21 protein-coding genes and 1 tRNA gene are annotated in these 23,683 nt (G+C 68.7%); 11 read left to right on the top strand and 11 right to left on the bottom strand.

Features of this window, described 5'->3' with window-relative positions; all coding sequences use genetic code 11:
• Nucleotides 1-81 precede the first annotated feature (81 nt).
• Both AC3ANP_RS13910 and glgC read right to left on the bottom strand, forming a co-directional pair.
• Nucleotides 82-1,590, bottom strand: coding sequence for an SDR family NAD(P)-dependent oxidoreductase (locus AC3ANP_RS13910; protein ID WP_488330741.1), 1,509 nt, complete (start codon nucleotides 1,588-1,590; stop codon nucleotides 82-84).
• Between the two features lie 116 nt (nucleotides 1,591-1,706).
• Nucleotides 1,707-3,122 carry a glucose-1-phosphate adenylyltransferase gene (gene glgC / locus AC3ANP_RS13915; RefSeq protein WP_488330742.1) on the bottom strand — a complete coding sequence of 472 codons (1,416 nt, stop codon included), beginning with the start codon at nucleotides 3,120-3,122 and terminating at the stop codon, nucleotides 1,707-1,709.
• Nucleotides 3,123-3,224: 102 nt separating this feature from the next.
• On the opposite strand from glgC, the gene glgA reads away from it, so the two are divergent.
• Nucleotides 3,225-4,424 (top strand): glycogen synthase, encoded by a 1,200-nt coding sequence (gene glgA, locus AC3ANP_RS13920; RefSeq protein ID WP_488330743.1) that lies wholly within the window; start codon nucleotides 3,225-3,227, stop codon nucleotides 4,422-4,424.
• A gap of 39 nt (nucleotides 4,425-4,463) precedes the next feature.
• Here the strand turns inward: glgA and AC3ANP_RS13925 are convergent, their stop codons facing one another.
• On the bottom strand, nucleotides 4,464-6,602 hold the full coding sequence (locus AC3ANP_RS13925; RefSeq protein WP_488330744.1) for an acyl-CoA dehydrogenase family protein: 2,139 nt from the start codon (nucleotides 6,600-6,602) through the stop codon (nucleotides 4,464-4,466).
• A gap of 64 nt (nucleotides 6,603-6,666) precedes the next feature.
• A complete protein-coding gene (locus AC3ANP_RS13930; RefSeq protein ID WP_488333066.1) occupies nucleotides 6,667-7,407 on the bottom strand; it encodes a TetR family transcriptional regulator in 741 nt (246 codons plus the stop codon).
• A 59-nt stretch (nucleotides 7,408-7,466) separates the two neighbouring features.
• Between AC3ANP_RS13930 and AC3ANP_RS13935 the strand changes: the two genes are divergently transcribed.
• From AC3ANP_RS13935 to AC3ANP_RS13945, 3 genes are read left to right on the top strand one after another with little or no spacing between them, the layout of a single operon-like run.
• The gene (locus AC3ANP_RS13935; protein ID WP_488330745.1) at nucleotides 7,467-8,858 is read left to right on the top strand and encodes an acetyl-CoA C-acetyltransferase; all 1,392 of its coding nucleotides are present in this window, start codon (nucleotides 7,467-7,469) and stop codon (nucleotides 8,856-8,858) included.
• Complete coding sequence (locus tag AC3ANP_RS13940) at nucleotides 8,855-10,195, top strand: 3-oxoacyl-ACP reductase (protein ID WP_488330746.1); 1,341 nt, start codon at nucleotides 8,855-8,857, stop codon at nucleotides 10,193-10,195. Before AC3ANP_RS13935 ends, AC3ANP_RS13940 begins: the two co-directional genes overlap by 4 nt.
• The gene (locus tag AC3ANP_RS13945) at nucleotides 10,192-11,124 is read left to right on the top strand and encodes a MaoC family dehydratase (RefSeq protein WP_488330747.1); all 933 of its coding nucleotides are present in this window, start codon (nucleotides 10,192-10,194) and stop codon (nucleotides 11,122-11,124) included. Before AC3ANP_RS13940 ends, AC3ANP_RS13945 begins: the two co-directional genes overlap by 4 nt.
• Before the next feature lie 82 nt (nucleotides 11,125-11,206).
• Here the strand turns inward: AC3ANP_RS13945 and AC3ANP_RS13950 are convergent, their stop codons facing one another.
• The 4 genes from AC3ANP_RS13950 to AC3ANP_RS13965 all read right to left on the bottom strand — a co-directional run bounded on the left by AC3ANP_RS13950 (nucleotide 11,207) and on the right by AC3ANP_RS13965 (nucleotide 14,724).
• The gene (locus tag AC3ANP_RS13950) at nucleotides 11,207-12,364 is read right to left on the bottom strand and encodes an FUSC family protein (RefSeq protein ID WP_488330748.1); all 1,158 of its coding nucleotides are present in this window, start codon (nucleotides 12,362-12,364) and stop codon (nucleotides 11,207-11,209) included.
• Nucleotides 12,365-12,452: 88 nt separating this feature from the next.
• Nucleotides 12,453-13,520 (bottom strand): glutathione S-transferase family protein, encoded by a 1,068-nt coding sequence (locus AC3ANP_RS13955; RefSeq protein WP_488330749.1) that lies wholly within the window; start codon nucleotides 13,518-13,520, stop codon nucleotides 12,453-12,455.
• Nucleotides 13,521-13,561: 41 nt separating this feature from the next.
• Nucleotides 13,562-14,347, bottom strand: a complete 786-nt coding sequence (locus tag AC3ANP_RS13960) for a M50 family metallopeptidase (RefSeq protein WP_488330750.1) — start codon at nucleotides 14,345-14,347, stop codon at nucleotides 13,562-13,564.
• Complete coding sequence (locus AC3ANP_RS13965) at nucleotides 14,344-14,724, bottom strand: TraR/DksA family transcriptional regulator (protein ID WP_488330751.1); 381 nt, start codon at nucleotides 14,722-14,724, stop codon at nucleotides 14,344-14,346. The genes AC3ANP_RS13960 and AC3ANP_RS13965 overlap by 4 nt, the downstream gene beginning before the upstream one ends.
• 86 nt (nucleotides 14,725-14,810) lie before the next feature.
• On the opposite strand from AC3ANP_RS13965, the gene malQ reads away from it, so the two are divergent.
• From malQ to AC3ANP_RS13980, 3 genes are all read left to right on the top strand, one after another.
• Nucleotides 14,811-17,000 (top strand): 4-alpha-glucanotransferase, encoded by a 2,190-nt coding sequence (gene malQ, locus AC3ANP_RS13970; protein ID WP_488330752.1) that lies wholly within the window; start codon nucleotides 14,811-14,813, stop codon nucleotides 16,998-17,000.
• A 95-nt stretch (nucleotides 17,001-17,095) separates the two neighbouring features.
• Nucleotides 17,096-17,518 (top strand): DUF3592 domain-containing protein, encoded by a 423-nt coding sequence (locus AC3ANP_RS13975; protein WP_488330753.1) that lies wholly within the window; start codon nucleotides 17,096-17,098, stop codon nucleotides 17,516-17,518.
• Between the two features lie 62 nt (nucleotides 17,519-17,580).
• The gene (locus AC3ANP_RS13980; protein ID WP_488330754.1) at nucleotides 17,581-18,045 is read left to right on the top strand and encodes a hypothetical protein; all 465 of its coding nucleotides are present in this window, start codon (nucleotides 17,581-17,583) and stop codon (nucleotides 18,043-18,045) included.
• 26 nt (nucleotides 18,046-18,071) lie between these two features.
• Here AC3ANP_RS13980 and AC3ANP_RS13985 read toward each other — a convergent pair whose 3' ends face one another.
• Nucleotides 18,072-19,115 (bottom strand): LLM class flavin-dependent oxidoreductase, encoded by a 1,044-nt coding sequence (locus tag AC3ANP_RS13985; protein ID WP_488330755.1) that lies wholly within the window; start codon nucleotides 19,113-19,115, stop codon nucleotides 18,072-18,074.
• 43 nt (nucleotides 19,116-19,158) lie between these two features.
• Nucleotides 19,159-19,833 carry an NADPH-dependent F420 reductase gene (locus tag AC3ANP_RS13990; protein ID WP_488330756.1) on the bottom strand — a complete coding sequence of 225 codons (675 nt, stop codon included), beginning with the start codon at nucleotides 19,831-19,833 and terminating at the stop codon, nucleotides 19,159-19,161.
• 94 nt (nucleotides 19,834-19,927) lie between these two features.
• Between AC3ANP_RS13990 and AC3ANP_RS13995 the strand changes: the two genes are divergently transcribed.
• The 3 genes from AC3ANP_RS13995 to AC3ANP_RS14005 all read left to right on the top strand — a co-directional run bounded on the left by AC3ANP_RS13995 (nucleotide 19,928) and on the right by AC3ANP_RS14005 (nucleotide 21,922).
• Nucleotides 19,928-20,431 (top strand): MarR family winged helix-turn-helix transcriptional regulator, encoded by a 504-nt coding sequence (locus AC3ANP_RS13995; RefSeq protein ID WP_488330757.1) that lies wholly within the window; start codon nucleotides 19,928-19,930, stop codon nucleotides 20,429-20,431.
• A 424-nt stretch (nucleotides 20,432-20,855) separates the two neighbouring features.
• Nucleotides 20,856-21,233 (top strand): hypothetical protein, encoded by a 378-nt coding sequence (locus AC3ANP_RS14000; RefSeq protein WP_488330758.1) that lies wholly within the window; start codon nucleotides 20,856-20,858, stop codon nucleotides 21,231-21,233.
• A 107-nt stretch (nucleotides 21,234-21,340) separates the two neighbouring features.
• The gene (locus tag AC3ANP_RS14005) at nucleotides 21,341-21,922 is read left to right on the top strand and encodes an RBBP9/YdeN family alpha/beta hydrolase (RefSeq protein WP_488330759.1); all 582 of its coding nucleotides are present in this window, start codon (nucleotides 21,341-21,343) and stop codon (nucleotides 21,920-21,922) included.
• A gap of 205 nt (nucleotides 21,923-22,127) precedes the next feature.
• Here AC3ANP_RS14005 and AC3ANP_RS14010 read toward each other — a convergent pair.
• Nucleotides 22,128-22,210 (bottom strand) — tRNA-Leu (locus AC3ANP_RS14010).
• A gap of 150 nt (nucleotides 22,211-22,360) precedes the next feature.
• Between AC3ANP_RS14010 and AC3ANP_RS14015 the strand changes: the two genes are divergently transcribed.
• Nucleotides 22,361-23,665 carry a M20/M25/M40 family metallo-hydrolase gene (locus AC3ANP_RS14015; protein WP_488330760.1) on the top strand — a complete coding sequence of 435 codons (1,305 nt, stop codon included), beginning with the start codon at nucleotides 22,361-22,363 and terminating at the stop codon, nucleotides 23,663-23,665.
• Nucleotides 23,666-23,683: the final 18 nt, after the last annotated feature.

Here is a 23,683-nt window from a genome sequence, read left to right on the forward strand (position 1 = left end):
CCGGGCCCGATCAGGGCCGTTCGGCCGGTGGTGCGCCGGCGCCGTTCCTGCTAGTGGCGCACGAGTGCCCGTGGTCCGGGGTCACCAGGGGCTGGGCTTGTAGTCCTTCAGGAAGACGCCGTACTGGTCCTCGCCGGCCTCACCCATGACGATCGGGTCGTAGACCCGGGCGGCGCCGTCCACCAGGTCCAGCGGGGCGTGGAATCCCTCCTCCATCAGCCGCACCTTCGTGTAGTGCGGGCGTTCGTCAGTGATCCAGCCGGTGTCGACGGCGGTCATCAGAATGCCGTCGGCGTCGAGCATTTCCTTGGCGCTGGTGCGGGTCATCATGTTCAGTGCGGCCTTGGCCATGTTGGTGTGCGGGTGGCCGGGGCCCTTGTAGGCGCGGGAGAACTGGCCCTCCATGGCGCTGACGTTGACGATGTACTTGCGCCGGGCGGTGGAACGTCGCATCGCCGGGCGCAGGCGGCTGACCAGCAGGAACGGTGCGGTGACGTTGCACAGCTGGACCTCGAGCATCTCCAGCGGGTCCACCTCGTCCACCACCTGGGTCCAGCTGTTGATGCTGGCGAGGTCGGGGACCAGGCCGCCGGCGTCGATGGCCGTGCCGGCGGCGATCCGTTCCAGCGACGCGGACCCGGTGGAAAGGGCCAGCGAGGTGACAGCATCGCCGGCAAGGACAGGATGGTCCAGGACGGAACTGGCCAGCGCCAGCGGGTGCTTGTCGTGGGCGTGTCCGAACGTCACCAGTTCCGGGCCGCCGTTGGCGGGCTGCAGCGCGGCCGGCAGCGGCTCGTCCTCGGCCTCGACCAGGGGCTGGTAGGCGTTGCCGGAGCGGCGGACCGTCTGGGCGGCGTTATTGATGATGATGTCCAGCGGGCCCGCGGCGTTCAGGGAGTCCGTCAAGGCCATCACCTGCGAGGGGTCCCGCAGGTCGATGCCGACGATCCGCAGCCGGTGCAGCCAGTCGCCGCTGTCCTCCATGGCGGCGAACCGGCGCGCGGCGTCCTTGGGGAAACGGGTGGTAATGGTGGTGTGCGCACCGTCGCGGAGCAGCCGCAGCGCAATGTACATCCCGATCTTGGCCCGGCCGCCGGTCAGCAGCGCGCGCCGGCCGGTCAGGTCGGTCCGTGCGTCGCGCTTGCTGTGGCTGAAGGCCGCGCACTCCGGGCAAAGCTGATGGTAGAAGGCATCCACCTGGGTGTAGTGCTGCTTGCAGATGTAGCAGGGCCGGGACCTGATCAGGTGCCCGGCGACCTCACCCGTGGCGGAGGGAGCCAGCTTGTTTCCCCGGGTTTCGTCGTCGATGCGGTCCGGCGCGGCCGTGGCAGTCTGCGCGATCACGGCCCGGTCCGCCTCCGCGATCAGGTCCCGCTTGGTGGTCCGCCGGTGCCGCTTGACCGCCTTGAACATTTTCCCGGTGGCGCGGCGGATGGCGATGTAGTCCGGGTGCTCCTCGTCGTAGACGTGGATGGTGTTGAGCACCTTGAGGCAGGAGGCGATGTCCGCCGGCGTGAGCCCGGCCGCTGCGCCTTCGTCAGGGTCCGGTGCGGCGGCGGTGGGTGCGGAGGTCAGATCGGGGGTGCTCATTGACCCAATTTTACAGCCCGCCCGGGCCGCGGGCGCCCGCGGCCCGGGACGGCGGGCGCCGCGCGGCGGCGCCGGCTTCCGGTTCCCGGAGCGGCGGCTCCAGGGACCTGCACCGGTCAGCGCGAGGTGGAGGGCTTCCCGGGAGGGGCGACGCCGACGGCGGCGGCCTGCACCTCGGCGACCTTGTCCACGGATTCCCGGAGGGCCTCCCACTTTTCCGTGGCGGCCCGGACCGCGTCCGGCACCACGATGAGGTTGGCTGCCGAAAGGGCACGTTCGTCCTCGCCGGGTTCCGGCACCTCCTGGCCCTTGGACAAAACGGTGATGCCGGATTCGGTGACCTTGAAGCCGCGCGCCCGGTCCAGCTCGGGGTCCAGGCCGATGGCGGCGCCGGCCGGGATCCGCACGTTCTTGTCGATGATGGCGCGCTTGACCACGGCGCCTTCGCCGACAACGACATAGTCCATCAGCACTGAGTCCAACACCCGGCTGGACGTGCTGACGTAGACGTCGTGGGACAGCACCGAACCCTCCACGATGCCGCCGGAAATCACGGTGCCGCCGGCCACGATTGAATCCAGGGCCGAACCGACGGTGTTGTGTTTGCCGCGGACAAATTTGGCCGGGGGGGAGATGTTCTGCCGGGTGTAGATCGGCCACGCCGAGTTATACAGGTTGAACACCGGAACCGGTGAGATCAGGTCCATGTGGGCGTCGTAGAACGAGTCGATGGTACCGACGTCGCGCCAGTAGGTGCGGTCCCGTTCGGTGGACCCGGGGATCTCGTTCAGGGTGAAGTCGTAGACCCCGGCCTCTCCCTGGCCGACGAAGTAGGGGATGATGTCCCCGCCCATGTCGTGCTTGGTGTCGAGGCGTTCCGCGTCGACGTGCAGCGCCGCGACGAGCGCGTCGGCGTCGAACACGTAGTTTCCCATGGAGGCCAGGAACTGGGTGGGGTCGGCGGCCAGACCCGGAGTGGAGGACGGCTTCTCGACGAAGGCGGCGATCTTCTGCGGATCGTCCGGGGCAACCTCGATCACGCCGAACTGGTCCGCCATGTGCAGCGGCTGGCGCACCGCGGCAACCGTGGCCTTGGCACCGCTGGCGACATGCTGGTCGACCATCTGGGCGAAGTCCATCCGGTAAACGTGGTCGGCGCCCACCACCACGACGATGTCCGGCTTGGCGTCGTGGATCAGGTTCAGTGACTGGTAAATGGCGTTCGCGCTGCCCAGGAACCAGCTCTTCCCGACCCGCTGCTGGGCCGGGACGGAGGCGACGTAATTGCCCAACTGGGTGGACATCCGCCAGGTTTCGGAAATGTGGCGGTCAAGGCTGTGGGACTTGTATTGCGTCAGGACGACGATCTGCAAATACCGCGAATTGACCAGATTGGAAAGCGCGAAATCAATGAGCCGATAACTGCCGGCAAATGGCACCGCGGGTTTGGCCCGGTCGGCGGTCAGCGGCATCAGCCGGTTGCCCTCGCCGCCTGCAAGGACAATGGCCAGGACTTTCTTTTGCTGCGGCATGGTGATCGCTCCTGAACGCCTTCGTTGCTCCCCAATATGATCCGGTACGCCCGGACGTCTTCACACTAGAACAGATCAGCCCGAACGACTACCTTGGGGTTTGTGCGAATAGACATAGTGACCAAGGAATTCCCGCCCGAAATCTATGGGGGCGCCGGCGTCCACGTGGCCGAACTGAGCCGGGTGCTGGCCGCCAAGGTGGAGCTGCATGTCAGGGCCTTCGGTGCCCCGCGTCCGGCCGACTACCACGGGGCCGCCGTGACGTCCTACGCCGTCCCGGCGGATCTGTCCGGCACCAACGCCGCGGTGCAGACGCTTGGGGTTGACCTCCGGATCGTTCCGGACGTCGCCGGCGCGGACCTCGTGCATTCGCACACCTGGTACGCGAACATGGCCGGTCACATCGCCTCGCTGCTGCACGGCATCCCGCATGTGCTCAGTGCCCACAGCCTGGAGCCGTTGCGGCCGTGGAAAGCCGAGCAGCTCGGCGGCGGCTACGCGCTCTCCTCCTGGGTGGAGAAGACCGCCTACGAGTCCGCGGCTGCCATCATCGCGGTGTCGGACGGCATGCGCCAGGACATCCTGCGCAGCTACCCCGACGTGGACCCGGAGAAAGTGCGCGTGGTCCACAACGGCATCGACGTCAGCCTCTGGACCCGTGACGAGGGCGAGGACGCGATCCGGGCCCTCGGAATCGATCCCGCCCGGCCGAGCGTGGTCTTCGTGGGCCGCAACACGCGGCAGAAGGGCGTCCCCTACCTGTTGCGGGCCGCCGCCAAACTCCCTGCGGACGTGCAGCTGGTGCTGTGCCTCGGCGCCGCGGATACGCCCGAGCTTGCGGCCGAGACGGCCCGGCTGATCGAGGACCTGCAGCGGGAGCGCAGCGGTGTGGTCCTGGTGGAGCGGATGCTCCCGCGCCACGAGCTGATCCAGGTCCTCAGCCACGCCACCGCGTTCGCCTGCCCGTCCATCTACGAACCGCTCGGCATCGTGAACCTGGAGGCCATGGCCTGCGGGGCAGCCGTGGTGGCCAGCGCCACCGGGGGCATCCCGGAGGTGGTCCAGCACGGTGAGACCGGTCTCCTGGTCCCGCTGGAGCAGGTCACGGACGGCACCGGCACCCCGCTGGACCCGGAGAAGTTCGTCACCGAGTTTGCCGCGGCCCTCACCGAGGTGGTGTCTGATCCGGAACGGGCCCGCGCCATGGGCCGCGCCGGCCGCCGCCGGGCGGAGGAGCACTTCTCCTGGGAGTCGATCACCGAGACCACGCTCGAGGTCTACCGCTCGGTCCTGCCGCACTAGCTGAGCCCGCTGAACGCCGTCGTCGTGCGGTGCTGGTAATCAGCCTCGCTGTTTCCTTCCTGACTGGGCCGTGCGGGCCAGCAGGTGCTTTTCATCCAGCGGCGCGGTACCGCTGGCGCGCTGGACCCGGAAGTACTCCCGCGCCTCGTCCTGGCGGTCCTTCTCCGCACCGGTGGCGATCGCGGCGCGGAGGTGCTCCGGGCCGTAACCGAACGCGTCCACCAGATCCAGCGCGTGTGGACGGATCTTCACAAGCAGCCGGTTGATGTATTCCCCGACCGTGCGGGCGCGCTGCATCGAGAGGCGGCCGTTCATCAGGTACCAGGACAGGTTCTTCTCGATCAGTGACAGGCCGAACAGGTCACGCAGCCAAGTCAGGACGGTTTTCGTGCCGGGGTCCGTGACGTTGCCCAGTGCGTCGGTGAACGCCTCCCACTGGAGCAGCTCGGCGTGCGCCTGTGCCGCTTCGATCAGCTCGTTCTGGTGGCTGTTAAACAGCGCGGCCGCCTGCTGCTGCGGCAGCTTGTTGGCGCCCTTGAGGGCTGCGCCGACCTCCGCCACCATGGCCTGGACGCGTTCGGTCAGCAGCGCCCGCTGGCCGGCCTCGTCCTTGATGGCGCTGGCAGCCTTGTGCACCGAGCCGGAGTCGGCCACGAACTGGGCGACGCCGCGCAGGCCGGTCCGGTGGATCGCGGCGCCGGTGGCCTGCCCGACCACGTAGCGCGCCAGCACGCCGAAGTCGACGTTGCGGAACTCCTTGGCGTAGTCCGCCAGCAAACGCTTCGCGACCAGCTGCAGCAGCACGGTGTTGTCACCTTCGAAGGTGGCATAGACGTCCAGGTCGGCCCGCAGCGACGCGAAGCGGTTCTCGATCAGGTACCCGGCGCCGCCGCAAGCCTCACGGCACTCCTGCAGGGTATCGAGCGCATGCCAGGTGCTCAGCGCCTTGAAGGCCGCCGCCAGGGTTTCGAGGTCCTGCCGGTCCTGGTCCGTGTCGGTCCGGCCGGAGAAGACGTCGTCGAACTTCTGCAGGAGCTGTTCGCTGGCGAAGCTCGCGGCGTAGGTGGTGGCGAGCCGCGTGAACAGCCGCCGCTGGTGCCGCTGATAGTCCAGCAGCACCTCCTCCTCGGTGTGCGAGGAGGCGTTGAACTGGCGGCGCTCGGCGGCGTACTGGATGGCCGTCTTGAGGGCCAGTTTCGAGGCCGTGACGGCTGCCCCGTCGAGCGAGACCCGGCCCTGGACCAGGGTGCCCAGCATCGTGAAGAAGCGGCGCCCCGGGCTGGCGATCGGGGAACTGTAGGTGCCGTCGGCGTCGACGTTGCCGTAGCGGTTCAAAAGGTTGGTCCGCGGGATCCGCACGTTGGTGAAGTGCAGCCGGCCGTTGTCGATGCCGTTCAGCCCGCCCTTGACGCCGTCGTCTTCGCCGCCGATGCCGGGCAGGAATTCCTTGGTGGCCGGATCGCGCAGCTCCATGTAGAACGCGTGGACGCCGTGGTTGACCCCGTTGGTGATCAGCTGGGCAAACACGACGGCGGCGAGGCCGTCGAGGGCAGCGTTCCCGATGTAGTCCTTCCAGGCCGCACGGAACGGGGTGTGGACCACGAATTCCCCGGTAGCGGCGTCGTAGGTGGCGGTGGTGGCGATGCTGGCGACGTCGGAGCCGTGGCCGGTCTCGGTCATGGCGAAGCAGCCCGGGATCTCCAGGCTCATGATGCCGGGCAGCCATTTTTTGTGGTGCTCTTCGGTGCCGAGATGGTTCACGGCGGAGCCGAAGAGGCCCCATTGGACGCCGGCCTTGATCTGCAGCGACGGGTCGGCGATGACGAGCTCCTGGAAGCCCGCCACGTTGGCGCCGTGTTCGTCCCCGCCGCCGACGGCTGCCGGAAACGCGCGGTGCACCGCGCCGTGATCCACCAGGATCTTGAGCTGTTCGAAAACGCGTTGCCGGTGTTCGGTGTGGGTCAGCCCCTCGGTCTTGTGGAGTTCCGGCCGGCCGGCCAGTTCCCGGGCCTGCCGGCGTACACCGGCCCACCGGCCCAGCAGTTGCTCGCCGAGCGCGGCGACGTCGACGCTCGGGGAGCCTGCCTGGCCCGTCGTCGCTGCAGGGGCGTCCGTGGTCGTGGTGGCCGGGGCGGGGGAGGCGGCCCGTTCCGCGGCGCGGTCGGCTAGTTCGGTCATGTCGATTCCTTCGTTGGCTCTGACGCTGTGCTCTGGGGTCGGGTGGAGGCTGGTAGGTCCTGTTTCAGGGGCCGGCTGCGGGGACCGGCGCGCGGACCGGCGTGGCCTGGAGTTCGGCTGCGACGCCGAAGCAGAGCCAGTCGGTGATCTGCCGCGCCATCGCTTCCTGGCCGGGCTTGGCGGGGGAGTCCGGGCTCGCCAGCCACTGCTCGCCGGCGTTGCGGACCAGTCCGATCGCGGCGTTGGGCCAAAAGCCGATGGTGGCGTCCTTGCCGGGAACCGCACGCAGTTGGCTGCGCATGGGCGCCGCAATCATCTCGCTGATCGCCGCGAAGAAGTGGCCTAGTGCTCCGCCGGCGGCGATCGAGCCGGCTTGGCTGCCGGCGTCGCCGGGCGGGTACCGGGTGACGAAGGTGTAGACGTTCGGGCTGGTCTCCGCCATCTGCAGGTAGGCCGAGACCATGGCGTAGAGCCCTTCACGCGGGGTCTGGGCGCTCTGCGCGGCTTCCTGGATCCGGCGCTGCATCTGGTTCAGGACCACCTCGCCCACGGCCTGCTGAAGACCGGCTTTGTCACCGAAGTAGCGGTAGAAGACGGACTTTGAGGTTCCCGCAGCCGCTGCGATGTCCTCCATGGAGGCCTCGCTGCCCAGTGCGTGCACCGCCCGGCGCGCTGACTTGATCAGCTCCCGGCGGCGTTCCTCGCGGTGCGACTGCCAGCGGGAGGCGCGTCCGTCGACGGACGCAGCGTCGGCCGCAGCGCCGGCCGCGCCCCCGTCAGGCTCTGCTCGCAGGTTGTTCACGATACCCAGCGTATCAGGTACGCTGGGTATCAGTAACCCGCTTCGACTGAAGGAGACAGCCCATGCCTGCCAATGGAACGCCCATGCCGGGACCCAACAAGGCCGCACCTGCGCCCGCGAAGGCCACCGGGCCCGGCGCGGCCCGCCCGGTCCGTCCCGCGGTCATTGTGGGCGGCAACCGGCTCCCCTTTGCCCGCACCGGCGGCGCCTACGCGAAGTCCTCCAACCAAGACATGCTCACCGCGGCGCTCGACGGGCTGATCGCCCGCTTCGGCCTGCAGGATGAGCGGATCGGCGAAGTAGCCGCAGGCGCCGTCCTTAAGCACTCCCGTGATTTCAACCTGACCCGCGAGGCGGTGCTGGGCTCTGCACTTTCCGCCGAAACCCCGGTCTACGACCTGCAGCAGGCCTGCGCTACCGGCCTTGAAACCGTGCTGGGCCTGGCCAACAAGATCAAGCTGGGCCAGATCGATTCGGCCATCGCCGGCGGCGTCGATTCCGCCTCCGATGCACCGATCGCCGTCAGCGAGGGCCTGCGCGAGATCCTGCTGGACCTGAACCGCGCCAAGACGCTGCCGCAGCGGCTCCAGATCCTGAGCCGGATCCGGCCCAAAGACCTTGCCCCGGACGCGCCCAACACCGCGGAGCCCCGCACCGGCCTGTCGATGGGCGAACACCAGGCCCTGACCACCGCACAGTGGAAGATCAGCCGCGAAGCCCAGGACGAGCTGGCCTACAACAGCCACCGCAACCTGGACGCCGCCTATGACGCCGGCTTCTTCGATGACCTGCTCACCCCGTACCGCGGGCTCAGCAAAGACTCGAACCTCCGCCCTGACACGACGCCGGAGAAGCTTGCCGGGCTGAAGCCCGTCTTCGGCAAGAACCTCGGGGCCGCCGCCACGATGACGGCCGGCAACTCCACCCCGCTGACCGACGGCGCCGCCACCGTGCTGCTCGCTTCCGAAGAATGGGCCGATGCCCACGACCTGCCCAAGCTGGCCACCGTACTGGACGGCGAAGCCGCCGCCGTCGACTTCGTGCACGGCAAGGACGGCCTGCTGATGGCCCCTGCCTTCGCCGTCCCGCGCCTGCTGGCCCGGCACGGGCTGGGCTTCGAAGACATCGACTTCTTCGAAATTCACGAAGCGTTCGCGGGCACCGTCCTGAGCACCCTCGCCGCATGGGAGGACGAGGACTTCTGCCGCGCCCGCCTCGGCCTGGACGGGGCACTCGGCACCGTGGACCGCGCCAAGCTCAACGTCAACGGCTCCTCGCTGGCGGCCGGCCATCCGTTCGCCGCGACGGGAGGCCGGATCGTGGCCACCCTGGCGAAGATGCTGCACGCCAAGGGACAGGTGGACGGGCGCCCCGCGCGCGGCCTCATCTCGGTGTGCGCCGCCGGCGGCCAGGGCGTCGTCGCGATCCTTGAAGCCCACCAGGGGGACCGGTGACCGACAAGTACACCCAGCTCGTCAGCAAAGGCATCGGCAGGGACATCGCCCGGAAGCTCGGGCTGCCGCAGCCCGTCGCGCTTCGCCGCTACCGGCCCGGCCAGCCGCTGGTCCCCGGGCCGGTCCTGATCCAGGGATCAGGCAACGGGGCCAACGACCTCGCTGCTGCGCTGCTGTCCTGGGACCTGGACGTCCGCCGCCACGCCGTGCCGCGCGAGAAGCTTGGCGCGATCATCCTGGTGCTGGATGAGGCGGCACGGCCGGAGGATCTTGAGCAGCCCGTGCTCGGCGCCGCGGCCTCGCTGCGCGACCTCAACCCCAACGCCCGGGTGGTGACCATCTCCCGAAGCGCCGCCGAGGCCAGCGATCCCGCAGCTGCCGCGGCCCGGCAGGGCATCGACGGGATGCTGCGCTCCTTGGCGAAGGAACTGCGCGCCGGCGCCACCGGCAACGGCATCGTGCTGGCCAACGGCGCGTTGACCACGAGCCCCAGCACGCTCGGCGCGCTCGGGTTCCTGCTGTCCGGCCGGTCCGCCTTCGTGGACGGACAGTTCCTGGCCGTCTCGTCGACCGCCGGACGGTTGCCGGCCGACGCGGACAAACCGCTGGCCGGGAAAGTCGCGGTCGTGACCGGGGCGGCGCGCGGGATCGGTGCAGCCATCGCCAGGACGCTGCACCGAGACGGCGCCACGATCGTCGTCGTGGACATCCCCGCGGCCGGGGACCAGCTCGCCCGCGTCGCGAACGACGTCCGCGGCACCGCGCTGCAGCTTGACATCAGCCGGGAGGACGCCGGTGCCCGGATCATCAGCCACGCCGTCGAGCGCCACGGCCGGCTGGACATCGTGGTGCACAACGCGGGCATCACCCGTGACAAGCTGCTGGCCAACATGGACCAGGCCCGCTGGAACTCCGTGATCGGGGTGAACCTTGCGGCGCAGTTGCGGATCAACGAGGCGCTGCTGGCCTCCGATCACTTCCGCGACGCACCCCGGATCGTCTCCGTCGCCTCGACCAGCGGCATCGCCGGCAACCGCGGCCAAACCAACTACGCCGCTTCCAAGGCCGGCGTCATGGGGATGGTCCGCGCCACCGCGCCGCTGCTGGCGGCCCACGGCGGCTCCATCAACGCGGTCGCACCGGGCTTCATCGAGACCGAAATGACAGCCCGGATTCCCTTCGCAACCCGCGAAGTGGCACGCCGGCTCAACTCGCTGCAGCAGGGCGGCCAGCCCGCCGACGTGGCGGAGGCGATCGCGTTCCTCGCCAGCGACGCCGCCGGCGGGATCACCGGTGAGGTCCTGCGCGTGTGCGGCCAGAATCTGGTCGGCGCATGAGCGCGCCCCAGACGGTGGTGCTGGGCGAAATGCCGTCGCTTTCAAAGCTTTACGTCAATGCCGCCGCCACCGCGGCCCGGCGCCGGCTGCTCGGGGCCCACGCCGGCACGGAATTGCCCGGCTGCGGCCACGAGGTCCGCGGCGTGAGCGCCGCGGTGGCCAACCTGACCGCGTACCAGCACCTGATCGGCGAAACGGCGAGCGACGTCCTGCCCGCCGGCTTCATCCATGCCCTCGCGTTCCCGCTGGCCATGTCCGTGATGAACCGCGACGATTTTCCGCTGCCGCTGCTGGGGATGATCCACCTGGGCAACGAGGTGGTGCAGTCCGCACCGGTGCTCTTTACCGAGGCGCTGGACATCCGGGCCTGGGCCGAGAACCTGCGCGGCCACCGCTCCGGGACCCAGCTGGACCTGGTGGCCGAGGTCCGCGGAGCCGGCGAGGCGTCCGTGCGGTGGCGCGGCGTGTCCACCTACCTGGCCAAGGGTGTCTTCCTGCCGGGCATCGACAAACCGTCAGCGGTGGCCGCCCCGGCCGGGTTCAACGCCCCGGACCCCACGGCGCTCTGGCAGCTGGGCGTGGATACTGGCCGCGCCTACGCGTCGGTGTCGGGCGACTTCAACCCCATCCACCTCAGCGTGCTCAGCGCCAGGGCGTTGGGGATGCGGCGCTCGATCGCCCACGGCATGTACCTGGCCTCCCGGGCCCTGGCCGACGTCGGTGCGGCCAAGGGTGAGGCGTTCCGCTGGACCGTCGCGTTCGAGGCGCCGGTATTCCTGCCGGCCCGGGTGGCACTGGATATCAGTACCGTGCAGGATGGCGGCGGCGCCTGGTCGCGCTCGGAGTACGTGGCGTGGAGTCCGCATTCGGGCCGGAAGCATTTCAGCGGGACGGTCGCCGCGCTCCCGCAGGACACCGTGCAGGCGTAGCGTAACGCCGGGACCCCGCGGCCGTTCCCGAACTCCGGGGTCGGCCGCCGGGCCGTCGCTGCAGGCTGCGGTTCCCGCCCGGTCAGCCGGGCCCGGCAATGGAGGCGTCCGGTTCCCGGTTGCCATCACCGGTGTTGAGCACGCGCAGCATTCGGTGCAGGCTCAGCAGGACCGACTCGACGGCGCTCGGGGCGCCGCTGGAGTTGCCCTCCCCGGCCAGCCGGAGGGACAGCGCCCGGACCGACTCCTCGGCCTCCGCCACCAGCTCATTTTGCCGCTCGAAGTCCTCCTCCTCGGCGGCGCGAAGCACATCGCCCACCTGGGTCATGGCCTCGGCCAGCGGGGCGGCATAGCCGTCCGGAATGACGAACGGGGAGTCGGCCCAGATGACGTCCGAAAGCACCTGGGTCACGTCCTGGATGTGGAACGTCAGCCGCTCCAGGTTCCGCAGGTCCCGGTAGTCCTCGTCCACGTCGCGGGGGTGCAACCGGCGGCGCGGATTGGCTTGCCGGCTGGCGTCGGCCTTTTGGACGGCGGCCCGCACCGAGCGGGCACGGTCCGCGAGCGCGTCGGAGCGACGTGACCAGTCCTCGTGCTCGGGTGGCCAGTTTTCCTGAAGCGCCTTGCCCATGTCCCAAAGCTGCCGGGCGAGGGCCAGCCGCAGCTCGGCGAGGCTGAGCGCGGCCGCCTTGAAATGCAGCGGCGGGAAGACCAACAGGTTCACCGCGATGCCAACGGTGACACCGACGCCCATCTGTACCAGGTAGCCGAAGGAAAACTCGTCCGGATTGTGGCCGCCCACCAGCAGCACCAGCAGGGCCGCCGTCGGAATCCAATCGCTGCCGGAGCCGATCCGGGGCAGGCCCGCGAGGATGACGCCGAGCCCCATGACCACCGCCACCGTCAGCGGCGTCGGCGTGCCAAGGCTGAAGAGCACGAACGCCAGGCCGATGCCGATGGCCAGGCCGGCGAGTGTCTGGAACCCCTGCCGCATCGAGCCGGACACGTTTTCGTACATCGCAACGAGCGCACCCAGCGGCGCGTAGTAGGGGTAGTTCGCGGCGGACCCGGGCATGAACGGGGCCAGGTAGAACGCGAGGCCCGCCGCGATGGCTGCCTTGGTGGCGAGCTGCAGCCGGGGCCACAGCAGGGCCGTGGACACGCTCCGGGCCACGGTGCGCCACAGCCGGTGCGTGCGGGACGGGCCGCTGCCGGCGTCGGAGTCCTTGTCGTGTTCCATCCCGGCTACCCTAGGGGCCGCGGCCGGCTGCGACAACTGGACGAACCCGGCGGCGGCCCCGGTCCGGCACCCAGGCCGGCCGCGGGTGCTAGCCCGCGCCGTGTCCGGGCGCCACTTCCTCGCCCGGCCTGACCGGCCCGGGCGGGGTTCCGTTGCCGAATGGGCGGCCGCCGAGCGCTTCCCGCCCATGCCGGGAAAGCCAGTTCCGGAGGTCCGGGCCCTTGGGGACGATCCCGGTCGGGTTGATGTCCTCGTGGACGATGTAATAGTGCTGCTTGATCTGGACGAAATCGATGGTGTCGCCGAACCCAGGCGTCTGGAACAGGTCCCGGGCGTAGGCCCACAACACCGGCATCTCGCTGAGTTTTTGCCGGTTGCACTTGAAGTGCCCGTGGTAGACGGCATCGAACCGTGCCAGCGTGGTGAACAGGCGGACATCCGCTTCGGTAATCGTCTCGCCCACCAGGTACCGCTGGCCGGCGAGGCGCTCCTCCAGCCAGTCCAGGGCCGTCCAGAGCCGGTCGTAGGCGGCGTCGTAGGCCTCCTGCGAGCCGGCGAAACCGCAGCGGTAGACACCGTTGTTGACCTCGGTGAAGACGCGCTTGTTGACCGCGTCGATTTCCTCCCGCAGGTCCGCGGGGTACAGCTCGGGGGCGCCGTCCCGGTGGTATTCGGTCCACTCGGTCGAGAAGTCAAGGGTGATCTGCGGGAAGTCGTTGGTGACGACCTTGCCGCTGGGCACGTCGACGATCGCCGGGACGGTGATGCCCCGCGGGTAGTCCGGGAAGCGCCGGAAATACGCGTCCTGGATCCGTTCGATCCCGAGGACCGGATCCTTGCCCTCCGGGTCCAGGTCGAAGGTCCAGGAACGGGCGTCATGGGTGGGTCCCGGCTGGCCCAGGGAGATCACGTCTTCCAGGCCGAGGAGCCGCCGTACGATCACGGTCCGGTTGGCCCAGGGGCAGGCCCGGGCCGCCACCAACCGGTAACGGCCGGGTTCCACCGGCCAGCCGGGCTCGCCGTGGGCGCCGGGGGCAGCGTCCCGGGTGATCCGGTCCTCGATGTAGTTGGTGTCCCGGTTGAACTCCGCGCCTCCGGTGACGTAGGCGCCGCGGGTGCTGAAGGACCCGTCATGGTCGGTGGTTGTGTGGCTCATAGCCCAAGCCTATGCGCGGTGTGGCGCCCGGCGCTGACGTCTTAGCCAAAAAGCCCGGCCAGCACGGGTGAAATCTGCTGCCAGGCCAGCCACCAGGCCGCGGCCACGAGCACGGCGAAAACGCCGATCCAGAGCACCGCGGGAAGCCCGGTGGCCCGGGCGAGGAGATAGGCGTCCGACGTCGACAGCCGGGACCGGTGCCGGACATGCACGGCAGCCAGTTTCCCCAGGTCCCGCACCGCTGCCACCAGCAGCGCCAGCCCCAGCCCGATCATCACATGGCCGATGAACGGGGCGGGGACAAACAGGACCAGCAGCACCGCGGCCAGCACGGCCGCGGCGGTGATCAGCACACCAACACCGTTGCGCAAGAAGAGAAAGGACGCCAGCAGCAGGAGGGTGCCGGCCGACATCGCCGCCGGTCCCCAGCCGTGGAAGCCGCACCACACCATGGCGGCGCCGACGACGGCGGGCACCGGGTAACCCCAAAAGGTGGACCAGACCGCGGCCAGCGGGCGCCGGCTGTAGCTCGTGGTGGTACCCGAATGGTCCAGGCTGAGCCGGATCCCGCCGAGCCGCTGGCCCGTCGTGAGTGCGGCGAACGCGTGGCCCAGTTCATGCGTCACGGTGGCGAGCAGGCCGAAGTACCGCCAGCTGACCCGCGGCACACAGAGTGCGACGGCCAGGCCGATCACCAGCAGAAGCTCGGTCCCGGACACCGCCGGGGCGGGGGCCAGACTGAAACCGTGGACAAGCCGGTCCCACCAGGTAGTTGCGAGGTCAAGCCCGGCAAGATCGGAGGACCCGGGGACACCCGGGATGGTCATGCCTTCCATGGTGGGCTGTCCCGATCGGGCCTGCCCTTGGTGTGCCGGATGCAGTAAGGCGTCCACGGCCGGGCCTCAAGCCGCCCTTCGGCAATCGGTTCGCCGCACACCTCGCAGATGCCGTAGCTGCCGGCGTCGATCCGGGCAAGCGCCGCCTCGATCTGCGCCAGCCCCGCGCTGCTCTGTGCCAGCAGCGCGGAAGCCTGGGACAGCTCAAAGGCGATCGTGGCACCCTCGGGGTCGTGCTCGTCGTCGACGTTCGAGTCCTGCCGGGCAGCGTTCACCGAGGAAATGTCCCGGCGCAGGGCGGGCAGCAGGGCAAGCTTCCGTTCCCGCTCCTGGCTGAGGAGGAGCCGGAACCGTTCGACGTCGACCATAGGAGGCAAGGCTAGCGTGGCCGTCCCGCTGCCGTGAAACCCGCCCCCGTACAGTGGGAGCAGCAGCCGGCGAGCGAGGAGACGCGATGGACAGGGAAGTACCTGGAAACAGCACGGACGGGAGCGCCGAGCCCGTCGACGCCGGCGACCTGCTGCTGCGCGAACTGGCCTCCGTGCACGGGGTCGGCACCTCCTACCGGGGCTGGGACGGACGGGAGCGACCGGTGGCGGCCGCGACCCTGCGCGAAGTGCTCACCGCCCTTGGCGTGGCCTGCCATGACCCGGAGCAGATCCGTGACGCGCTGGCGGAGGCGCGGCTGGCTCCCTGGCGCCGGCGCCTGCCGCCGGTGGTGGTAGCCCGGCAGGGAGCCGCGGCGTCGTTCGACGTCCACGTACCCGAGGGCAGCCCGGTCAGCGTGTGGATCGTGGCGGAAGACGGTGACCGGCACGAGGCGCAGCAGCTGGAGAACTGGGACGCCCCGGTGGACGTCGACGGCGTCCTGACCGGCCGCGCGAGCTTCCGCGCGCCGGACGGGCTGGGCCTGGGCTGGCACACGATCGTGGCCGACGCGCCCGGCGGGCTGGCGGAATGCCCGCTGGTGGTTACGCCGCAGCGGCTGGACCCGCCCCGCGCGCTGGAGGGGCGGCGCAGTTGGGGACTCATGGCGCAGCTCTATTCGGTGCGCTCCGGACGGTCCTGGGGGATCGGCGACTTCACTGACCTGGGCGACCTGGCCGCGGTAGCCGCAGCCGAAGGCGCCGGCTTCGTCCTGGTCAATCCGCTGCACGCTGCCGAGCCGCAGCCGCCGGTGGGAGATTCGCCGTACCTCCCCACCACCCGCAGGTTCTTCAACCCGCTGTACATCCGGGTGGAAGACATCCCGGAGTTCGCCTACCTCGAACGCTCCGCGCGGACTGCCGCGCAGGACCATGCCGCCCGCCTGCATGCAGCCAACCGGGAGTCGCGGCTGTTGGACCGGGACGCCAGCTACGAAGCCAAGCTCGAAGTCCTGGACCAGGTGTTCCAGGTTCCGCGGGGACCGGCCCGGGCCGGCCAATTCAGGGACTTCTGCCACAGCCACGGCCAGGGCCTTGAAGACTTCGCCCTGTGGTGTGCCCTGACCGAATTCCTCGGGCCCGACGCTCCGGAGTGGGAGGGGGACGCGGCGGACCCCTCCACCGCCTATTGCGCGGCGCAACGGACAGCGCTCGCGGACCGGATCGAGTTTTACCGCTGGCTGCAGTGGGTCTGCGACCAGCAGCTGGAATCGGCCCAGGAAGCAGCGCGGCGGGCCGGCATGGCGCTCGGTGTGATGCACGACCTTGCCGTTGGGGTGCAGACCGGCGGCGCGGACGCCTGGGCGCTCGCGGACGTCCTGGTGCCCGGGGTGACGGTGGGCGCGCCGCCGGACATGTTCAACCAGCAGGGCCAGAACTGGACCCAGCCGCCGTGGCACCCGGGCCGGCTGGCCGAGGCCGGGTATGCCCCCTACCGCGACATGCTGCGCACCGTACTGCGGCACGCTGGCGGGATCCGCGTGGACCACGTGCTGGGACTGTTCCGGCTTTGGTGGATTCCCGCGGGCGGGGAACCGGGCGACGGCACCTACGTGTACTACGACCACGAGGCACTGATCGGGATCCTGGCGCTGGAGGCCCAGCGGGCCGGCGCGCTTGTCGTCGGCGAGGACCTCGGCGTGTTCGAGCCCTGGGTCCGTGACTACCTGGCCGAGCGCGGAATTTTCGGCACCTCGATCCTGTGGTTCGAGCACGACGACGCCGGGCCGCTCGAGCCCGAGCGCTACCGGCAGCAGTGCCTCACCAGCATCAACACGCACGATTTGCCGCCCACCGCCGGCTACCTGGCCGGAGAACACGTCACCCTCCGGGAGTCGCTGGGGCTGCTGCGCCGCCCGGTCGCCGAAGAACGGGCTGCCGACGAGGCCGAACAACAGGCGGTCCTGGCGCTCGTCCGGGACCGGGGGCTCCTGCCCGCCGGGCCGGAGGCCGGTCCGGCGGGAGTCCAGGCCACTGTTGAGGCGCTCTACGAATTCACCGCGCTGACGCCGTCGTCCTTGCTGGGCGTCGCGCTGGTCGATGCGGTAGGGGAGACCCGGACCCAAAATCAACCGGGCACCGGCAGTGAATACCCGAACTGGTGCATCCCGCTCGCCGGGCCGGACGGCGTCGTACTCATCGAGGAACTGGCAGGCAACATGCGGTTCCGCTCACTGCTCGGCGCGGTCCGGAACGGCCTGCATGGCGGCACCCGGTAGGCTCACCGGGTGAGCATTCCACGACCCCCGGACCTTGACGTCTTTCCCCGAAGAGGGTCCACCGGAGGCGCGCCCCTCGAGCGGGGGCGGGTAGCGTGAGGATCGCGTTGTATGTCCTCTGGGCATTGGCGGTCGTCGCGGCCATCGTCGCCTTTACCCAGACCATGCGGAAGACCAGGGCACAGGAAAGGCTGATCGCGAGTTGGCCGAAGGCCCAGGCGACGGTCACCGGCAGCCGTCAAGGGTGGAGCAAATCCCGAGACCAGCACGTCCGGTTCTGGCCTACCTACCAGTTCACGGACCCCCGGGGTGTCTTGTTTCTTGGCGAGTCGGAAGTCTCCTACCGCAATCGCCCAACGCCCGGGGACCCCCTGGAAGTGGCCTACAACCCTGCCAACCCGCAACAGTCGTTTCAGGTGGACTCGCCGTCCAAACTCATCCTCGGCTGCGTTGTCCCGACGTTCGGGCTGATCTTCTTGGCAGCTTTTTCAGTCATCGGGGCCATCCCTCTGGGGTGAGCCCGCCGTCCAGACCCAAACGGGCGTCGCTAGCCGCCCACATCCATCCCTTGAAAGGCACCATGCGCCACTCTGTCAGGCACTCTCTCACCGCCACTGCTGCCGTCGCGGCCGCGTTCATCCTCGGGGGTTGCACCGCGGCCACGCCGGCCGCGGCACCCGAACCCAGCACAGCAACCCCGGCGCCCTCGTCGGTTGCTCCATCGCCTGCCGGGGCGGACCCGGCCGGTGCAGACCTGGCCGGTGCAGTGACCGGGTGCGGGCTTGACGGGGCTGACGGAGTGGAACTGGCGGCCGGCGACACGAAACTCTCTATCGACACCAAGGGGCCGCGGGAAGCCTCCGGCGCGGCAATGACGGACGTGCAGTGTGTCCTCGACGCGCTCGCGGTTCCGAAAGACATCCAATCGCAGATGAAGCTCACCACCTCCACGGCAGAACCTACCTCGGCCGAGTGGCGGAATCTTGGGCTGGCTTGGAACTACACCCCGGAAACCCACTTCCGGCTCGCTATCGTCCAGGTCTGATCCGGCGGGCCCGGTTGCTGACCGGCCTATTTGCCGGCCAGGAGGCGTTGGACGCGCGGTTTGACCTCGGTGGCGAGCAGCGTAAGGGACTCGAGGAAGTGCTCCTGGGGCAGCCCACCGACGTCCATCTGGAGGAAGTGGCGCATGTGCCCCATATGGCGGTGCAGGTCCACGATGCGTTCGGCGATTTCGTCGGGGTCTCCAACGTAGTATGCGCCGGGGAAATCGGCCTGGGCCAGGAATTGACGTTGGTCGGGTGCGGGCCAGCCTCGGAGCTTGCCCATTTCGATGTTGAGGTTGTACCAGCCGGGGTAGAAGCGTTCCAGCGCTTCCTTTTTCGTCGGCGCGATGAGTCCGAGGGCCGCGACGGAAACCTTGATGTTCTCCTCCGTGTGGCCGGCCTGGGCTGCGGTCCGCCGGTACAGTTCCGCCAGCGGAGCGAACCGCGCCGGGGCGCCCCCGATGATGCCGTAGGAGACGGGCAGCCCGAGCTTCCCGGCCCGGACCGAGGACGGGGCGCTTCCGCCGGTGGCCAGCCAGAGGGGCAGCGTGCCGCTGACGGGCCGGGGCACGACGGCCAGGTCGTGCAGGGACGGCCGGACCGTCCCGGACCAGCTGATGTTTTCGGTCTTGCTGTTGTTGATGGTCATCAGCAGGTCGAGCTTTTCAGCGTAGAGGCGGTCGTAGTCGTTCAGGTCGTAGCCGAAGAGCGGAAACGTCTCCACCGAGGATCCGCGCCCGGCGGTGATTTCCACCCGGCCCCCGCCGGAGACCGCGTCGGCAATGGCAAACTGCTGGAACACCCGCACCGGATCATCGGTGCTGATGATGCTCGCTCCGCTGCCGAGCTTGATCCGCTCGGTCGCAGCCGCCGCAGCGGCGATCACCGCACCCGGAGAGGATGCCGGCATGTCCAAGGTGTGGTGCTCGCCGATCCCGAAGTAGTCCAGGCCGGACTGATCGGCGAGGACGATGGCTTCGTGGAGGTTGCGAATGGCCTCGGCCGTCGGGCGCAGTGTTCCGTCGGGCTTGCGCTGGGTGTCACCGAAGCTGTAGGCGCCGATTTCCATGATGTTCTCCTGATTGCAGTGCGGTGAGTAGTTGAACGCTGGCTCAGGTGCGGGCCGGCTCGCGGGACGCGGCCAGGATGAAGCGCAACTGGTCAGCGGAGTGGCTGCCATTGAAAATGCCGGTGCCGGGCTGGAATGCCCGCCCGGCTTCCAGCGGACCCGCGTCTACCGGGTCATAGCCGAGGCGATTTAGGAAGTCCGCCACAAGAGCCTTCGCGCCATCACGGTCGCCGGCCAGCGCCAGTGCCCTCCGGCCCTCGGATCCGGGCGCCTTGCCGTCCACTTCGAGGTCGCGGTAACCGATGTGATTGAGCGTCTTCACGACGTCGGACCCGGCCAGGAAGTCCTGGATGACTTCGCTGCTCGTCCGCTCATCCTTCTCGAAATCGTCCAAGTCCCCGTCAACCGGTGCCCAGTAATTCATCGCGTCGATGACAGTCCTTCCGGCCAGAAGGCCGGGGTCGAGGGTGCGGTACTTGTGCAGCGGAACCGCCACAACGACGATGTCGGCCCCGGCCGCTTCGGCGGCCGTGACAGCGACTGCGCCCGGAGTGATGATCTCCACCAACAAGGCGATCTCCTCAACCGGCTTTGCAGTGGCTATCCGGACGTCGTAGCCGGCCTTGAGAGCCTGCCGCGCGACGGCGGTTCCGACCCTGCCGGCCCCGAGAACCCCAATGGTCCGGACCTCTGCCGGTTGGCCTTGCGGAAAACTCATGATCTTCGACCTCACTGCCAATATATGTTGTAGTTGAGACTATATTGCCAACAGAACATCTGGGCAAATTCATATTTGGCGGTATGATGGGGTCATGACCGAAAGTACTCAGACGCTCCCCGGCTCCCCAATGGCGGTTGTCCCTGGCGACCTGGGGTGGCACTTGGCTATGGTGCTGCGCGGCTACCAGGCCCGGTTCGAAGCCGCCGTTGCCGAGATGCCGGGGGGCATCCGAGGTTTCCAGGTGCTCTCCGCCGTCGTGCACAAGGATCCGCCAAACCAGCAGGCGCTCGGGATGCACCTTGCCATCGACAGGACCGTCCTGACGTACCTGCTCGACACCTTGGTAGGTGCCGGCGTGGTCGAACGCGTCCCCGATCCGACTGACCGCAGGGCCCGGAAGATTATTGCCACCGAAAGCGGGCGCCGGATGCTGGTCACCTACGAGGACCGCGTCGCGGCGGCCGAATCTGACCTGATGGCCGGACTGAACGAACAAGACGCCCAGACCCTCGGCGTCCTGATCGGCCGCCTGGCAAAAAACGTCCACCGCACCCAGCCCGGTGCCAACCCCTGCGAAGCCATGGACAACCTCTAAGAAGTCGGCACCGCCGCTGACGCCGCCCAACACGGCCCACGTCACCGGCGGGGGAGCGCCCCCTCCTTAACCCACCGTCTGGGCCGTGCGGACTGCGAGGGAGCCTGCCAGGTGCGTCGGGCCCGGGCCGGCCACGGACCTGTAATCTGGGTCCGAGACCACTACCTCTGGGGGAGCTTTGACCGAGAACGTCCCGCCGGTGCCGCCGGCACCGCACTATCCGAACGCAGACTGGCAGCAGCCGGGCCAGGGCAGCTACCCCTCCCACGGCCCGAACTCCCACTTGCCGGGCAATGAGCCGCAGTACGGGCCCCCACAGCCGTTTCCGGCGCCCCCGGCGCCCTACGGCCAGCAACCGTACCCACAGGCCCAGTACGCCCCGTACCCGCCCCAGTACTACGCGCCCCCGCAGTGGGGTCAGGCAATGCGACAGAAGCCCAAGGCGTCGGGTTACCGGATCGCGTCCGGCATCGTCGGGATCGTGCTCGGCTTCTGGCTCTTCATCCCCTCCATCGCCGGCTTCGACCACGACAGCGGCACGGTGTTCCTGGCGTTCCTCATCTTGATCGCTGCGCTGGGCAACATCACGGCTGGGATCGTACTCCTGGCCTACCAGCGCGGCCGTAGCCAAGGTGCGCCGATCACCTCACTGAGCTTCGCCGGTTTCGCCCTGCTGCTCGGCTTCATAGGCCTGGCCGTGCCTTACTTCGGTGCCGCGCTGTTCGTAACCACCCTCATTCTGGCGGCTCCCGTCCTCATCGTCATGGGGCTTGGCTTGGCAAAGGAACGACGCACGGTTTGAGGACAGGGTGAGCGTTGGCGCGCCCGACCGGTTCGACGCCATGACTCCCGTCGGACACCAGCCCTCCTGAAGGACATAAGGCAACGAGACCCCTTAGTGTCTTTGCCATGAACGCAAGCACCGATAACCTTCCGGCCCGATCCGTCCAGCGCGTCATTATCGTCCACGGGTACGAATCTTCGCCCGACGCAAACTGGTTCCCCTGGCTTCAACGGGTCCTCGAAGCTGAAGGCACCGCAGTCACAGTCGTTCCTCTCCCGGCCCCGGACGCTCCTGACACGACAGCATGGGAGGACGCCGTCAGTGCGGCACTGGGAGTGCCCGATGCGACCACGGTAGTTGTGGCACACTCCCTCGGTGCAGTCACTGCCCTGCGAGTACTCGCGGCGCTTCCGGAGCCTTGGGAGCTCGGCGGTCTGGTGTTGGTGGCTGGCTTCACGGAACCGCTGGCTGCACTGCCGGAGCTCAATGGCTTCCTCGCACCGGACGTCGACGTTGAACGGGTAGCAACGGGCATCCGGGAACGAACAGTACTCCGCTCCGCCACGGATCCCTTCGTTCCGCCGGAAGCATCCGATGACCTCGCCAGGCGCCTGGGCGCACGGCTGCAGGTCCACCCCGGGGCAGGCCACTTCATGGCAGAGGACGGCGTCACCAGGCTGCCGGCTCTGCTTGAACTGCTGCGGTGACCTCAGGGACGGCATCGTAGTGGGCCCGAACCCGGCTGCCCACGGTTCGATCAACCGACCGGTTGGTGACAACTCCCCGATGGGGGGCTCGCTGTCCCTGCCAGCGGCGTCCTCCCACTTCCGTTGAGCCTGCGGGCAGGATGGTGAGCGTCGGCAGAAACAGAAAAAACCCCTGGAATCCTTGGATTCCAGGGGTTTTCCCTTGTGCGCGGAGGGGGACTTGAACCCCCACCCCCTTTCGAGGACTAGCACCTCAAGCTAGCGCGTCTGCCATTCCGCCACCCGCGCAGGTGGTATTTCCAGGAACAATTTCGCGTTTCAGCGTTTTGCTTTTCCCGGAAGCAGCGAGAAAGACTCTAGCACGAACAATCGGGAAACAAATAATCGAGCCAATGGGTAGGCTGAAGCCACCACCAAGCCACCGCCACGAGGAGCGAAATGACTGAAACCCGGCCCGAAGACGAGGTCGTCCGGATCTGCCAGGAACTGATCCGGATCGACACCTCCAATTACGGCGACGGTTCCGGGCCGGGGGAGCGCGCAGCCGCCGAGTACACCGCCGGACTCATTACGGAGGTCGGGCTGGACGCCGAAATCTTCGAATCCGCGCCGGGCCGGGCCAGCGTGGTCACCCGGCTGGCGGGCGAGGATCCGTCCGCCAGCGCCTTGGTGGTCCACGGCCACCTCGACGTCGTTCCGGCCTTGCGTGAACAGTGGTCAGTGGACCCTTTCGGCGCGGAACTCAAGGACGGCATGATCTGGGGCCGCGGCGCCGTGGACATGAAGGACATGGACGCCATGATCCTCTCGGTCATGCGCGACTTCGCCCGTACCGGCCGCAAACCCAAGCGCGACCTGATCTTCGCGTTCTTCGCTGACGAGGAGGCCGGCGGCAAGTACGGCGCCAGCTACGCCGTCGACCACCGGCCGGAACTGTTTGAAGGCGCCACCGAAGCGATCTCCGAGGTCGGCGGCTTCTCCGCCACCATCGGCGGCCAGCGCACCTACCTGCTGCAGACCGCCGAGAAGGGCCTTTCCTGGCTGCGGCTCGTGGCCCACGGGCGCGCCGGCCACGGCTCGCAGATCAACACGGACAACGCCGTGACCCGGCTCGCCAGCGCCGTCTCGCGGATCGGCGAATACCGCTGGCCGGTGGAGCTGACGCCGACCACCCGGCAGTTCCTCGACGGCGTGACCGAGCTCACCGGCGTCGAATTCGATCCCGATGACCCGGACAAGATCCTCAAGGAACTTGGAACGGTGGCCCGCTTTGTCGGCGCCACGCTGCAAAACACCACCAATCCCACCCTGCTTAAGGGCGGTTACAAGCACAACGTGATCCCGGAGTCGGCCGAGGCCCTCGTGGACTGCCGGACACTTCCCGGCCAGCAGGAGCAGGTGCTCGAAATCGTCCGGGAACTGGCAGGCAGCGGAGTCGACGTCAGCTATGTCCACCAGGATGTCTCCCTCGAAGTTCCGTTCGCGGGCAACCTGGTCGATTCCATGATCGACGCCCTGCACTCCGAGGATCCAGGCGCGAAGGTCCTCCCGTACACGCTCTCCGGCGGCACGGACAACAAGTCCCTGAGCCGGCTCGGGATCACCGGCTACGGCTTTGCGCCGCTGATGCTGCCGGACGAGCTGGACTTCACCGGCATGTTCCACGGCGTGGACGAGCGGGTCCCCGCGGACTCCCTGAAGTTCGGCGCCCGCGTGCTCAACACGCTGCTGACCAACTACTAGGCACCACCGAAATGGCGA

Source organism: Arthrobacter sp. JB02-1C (assembly GCF_057748045.1).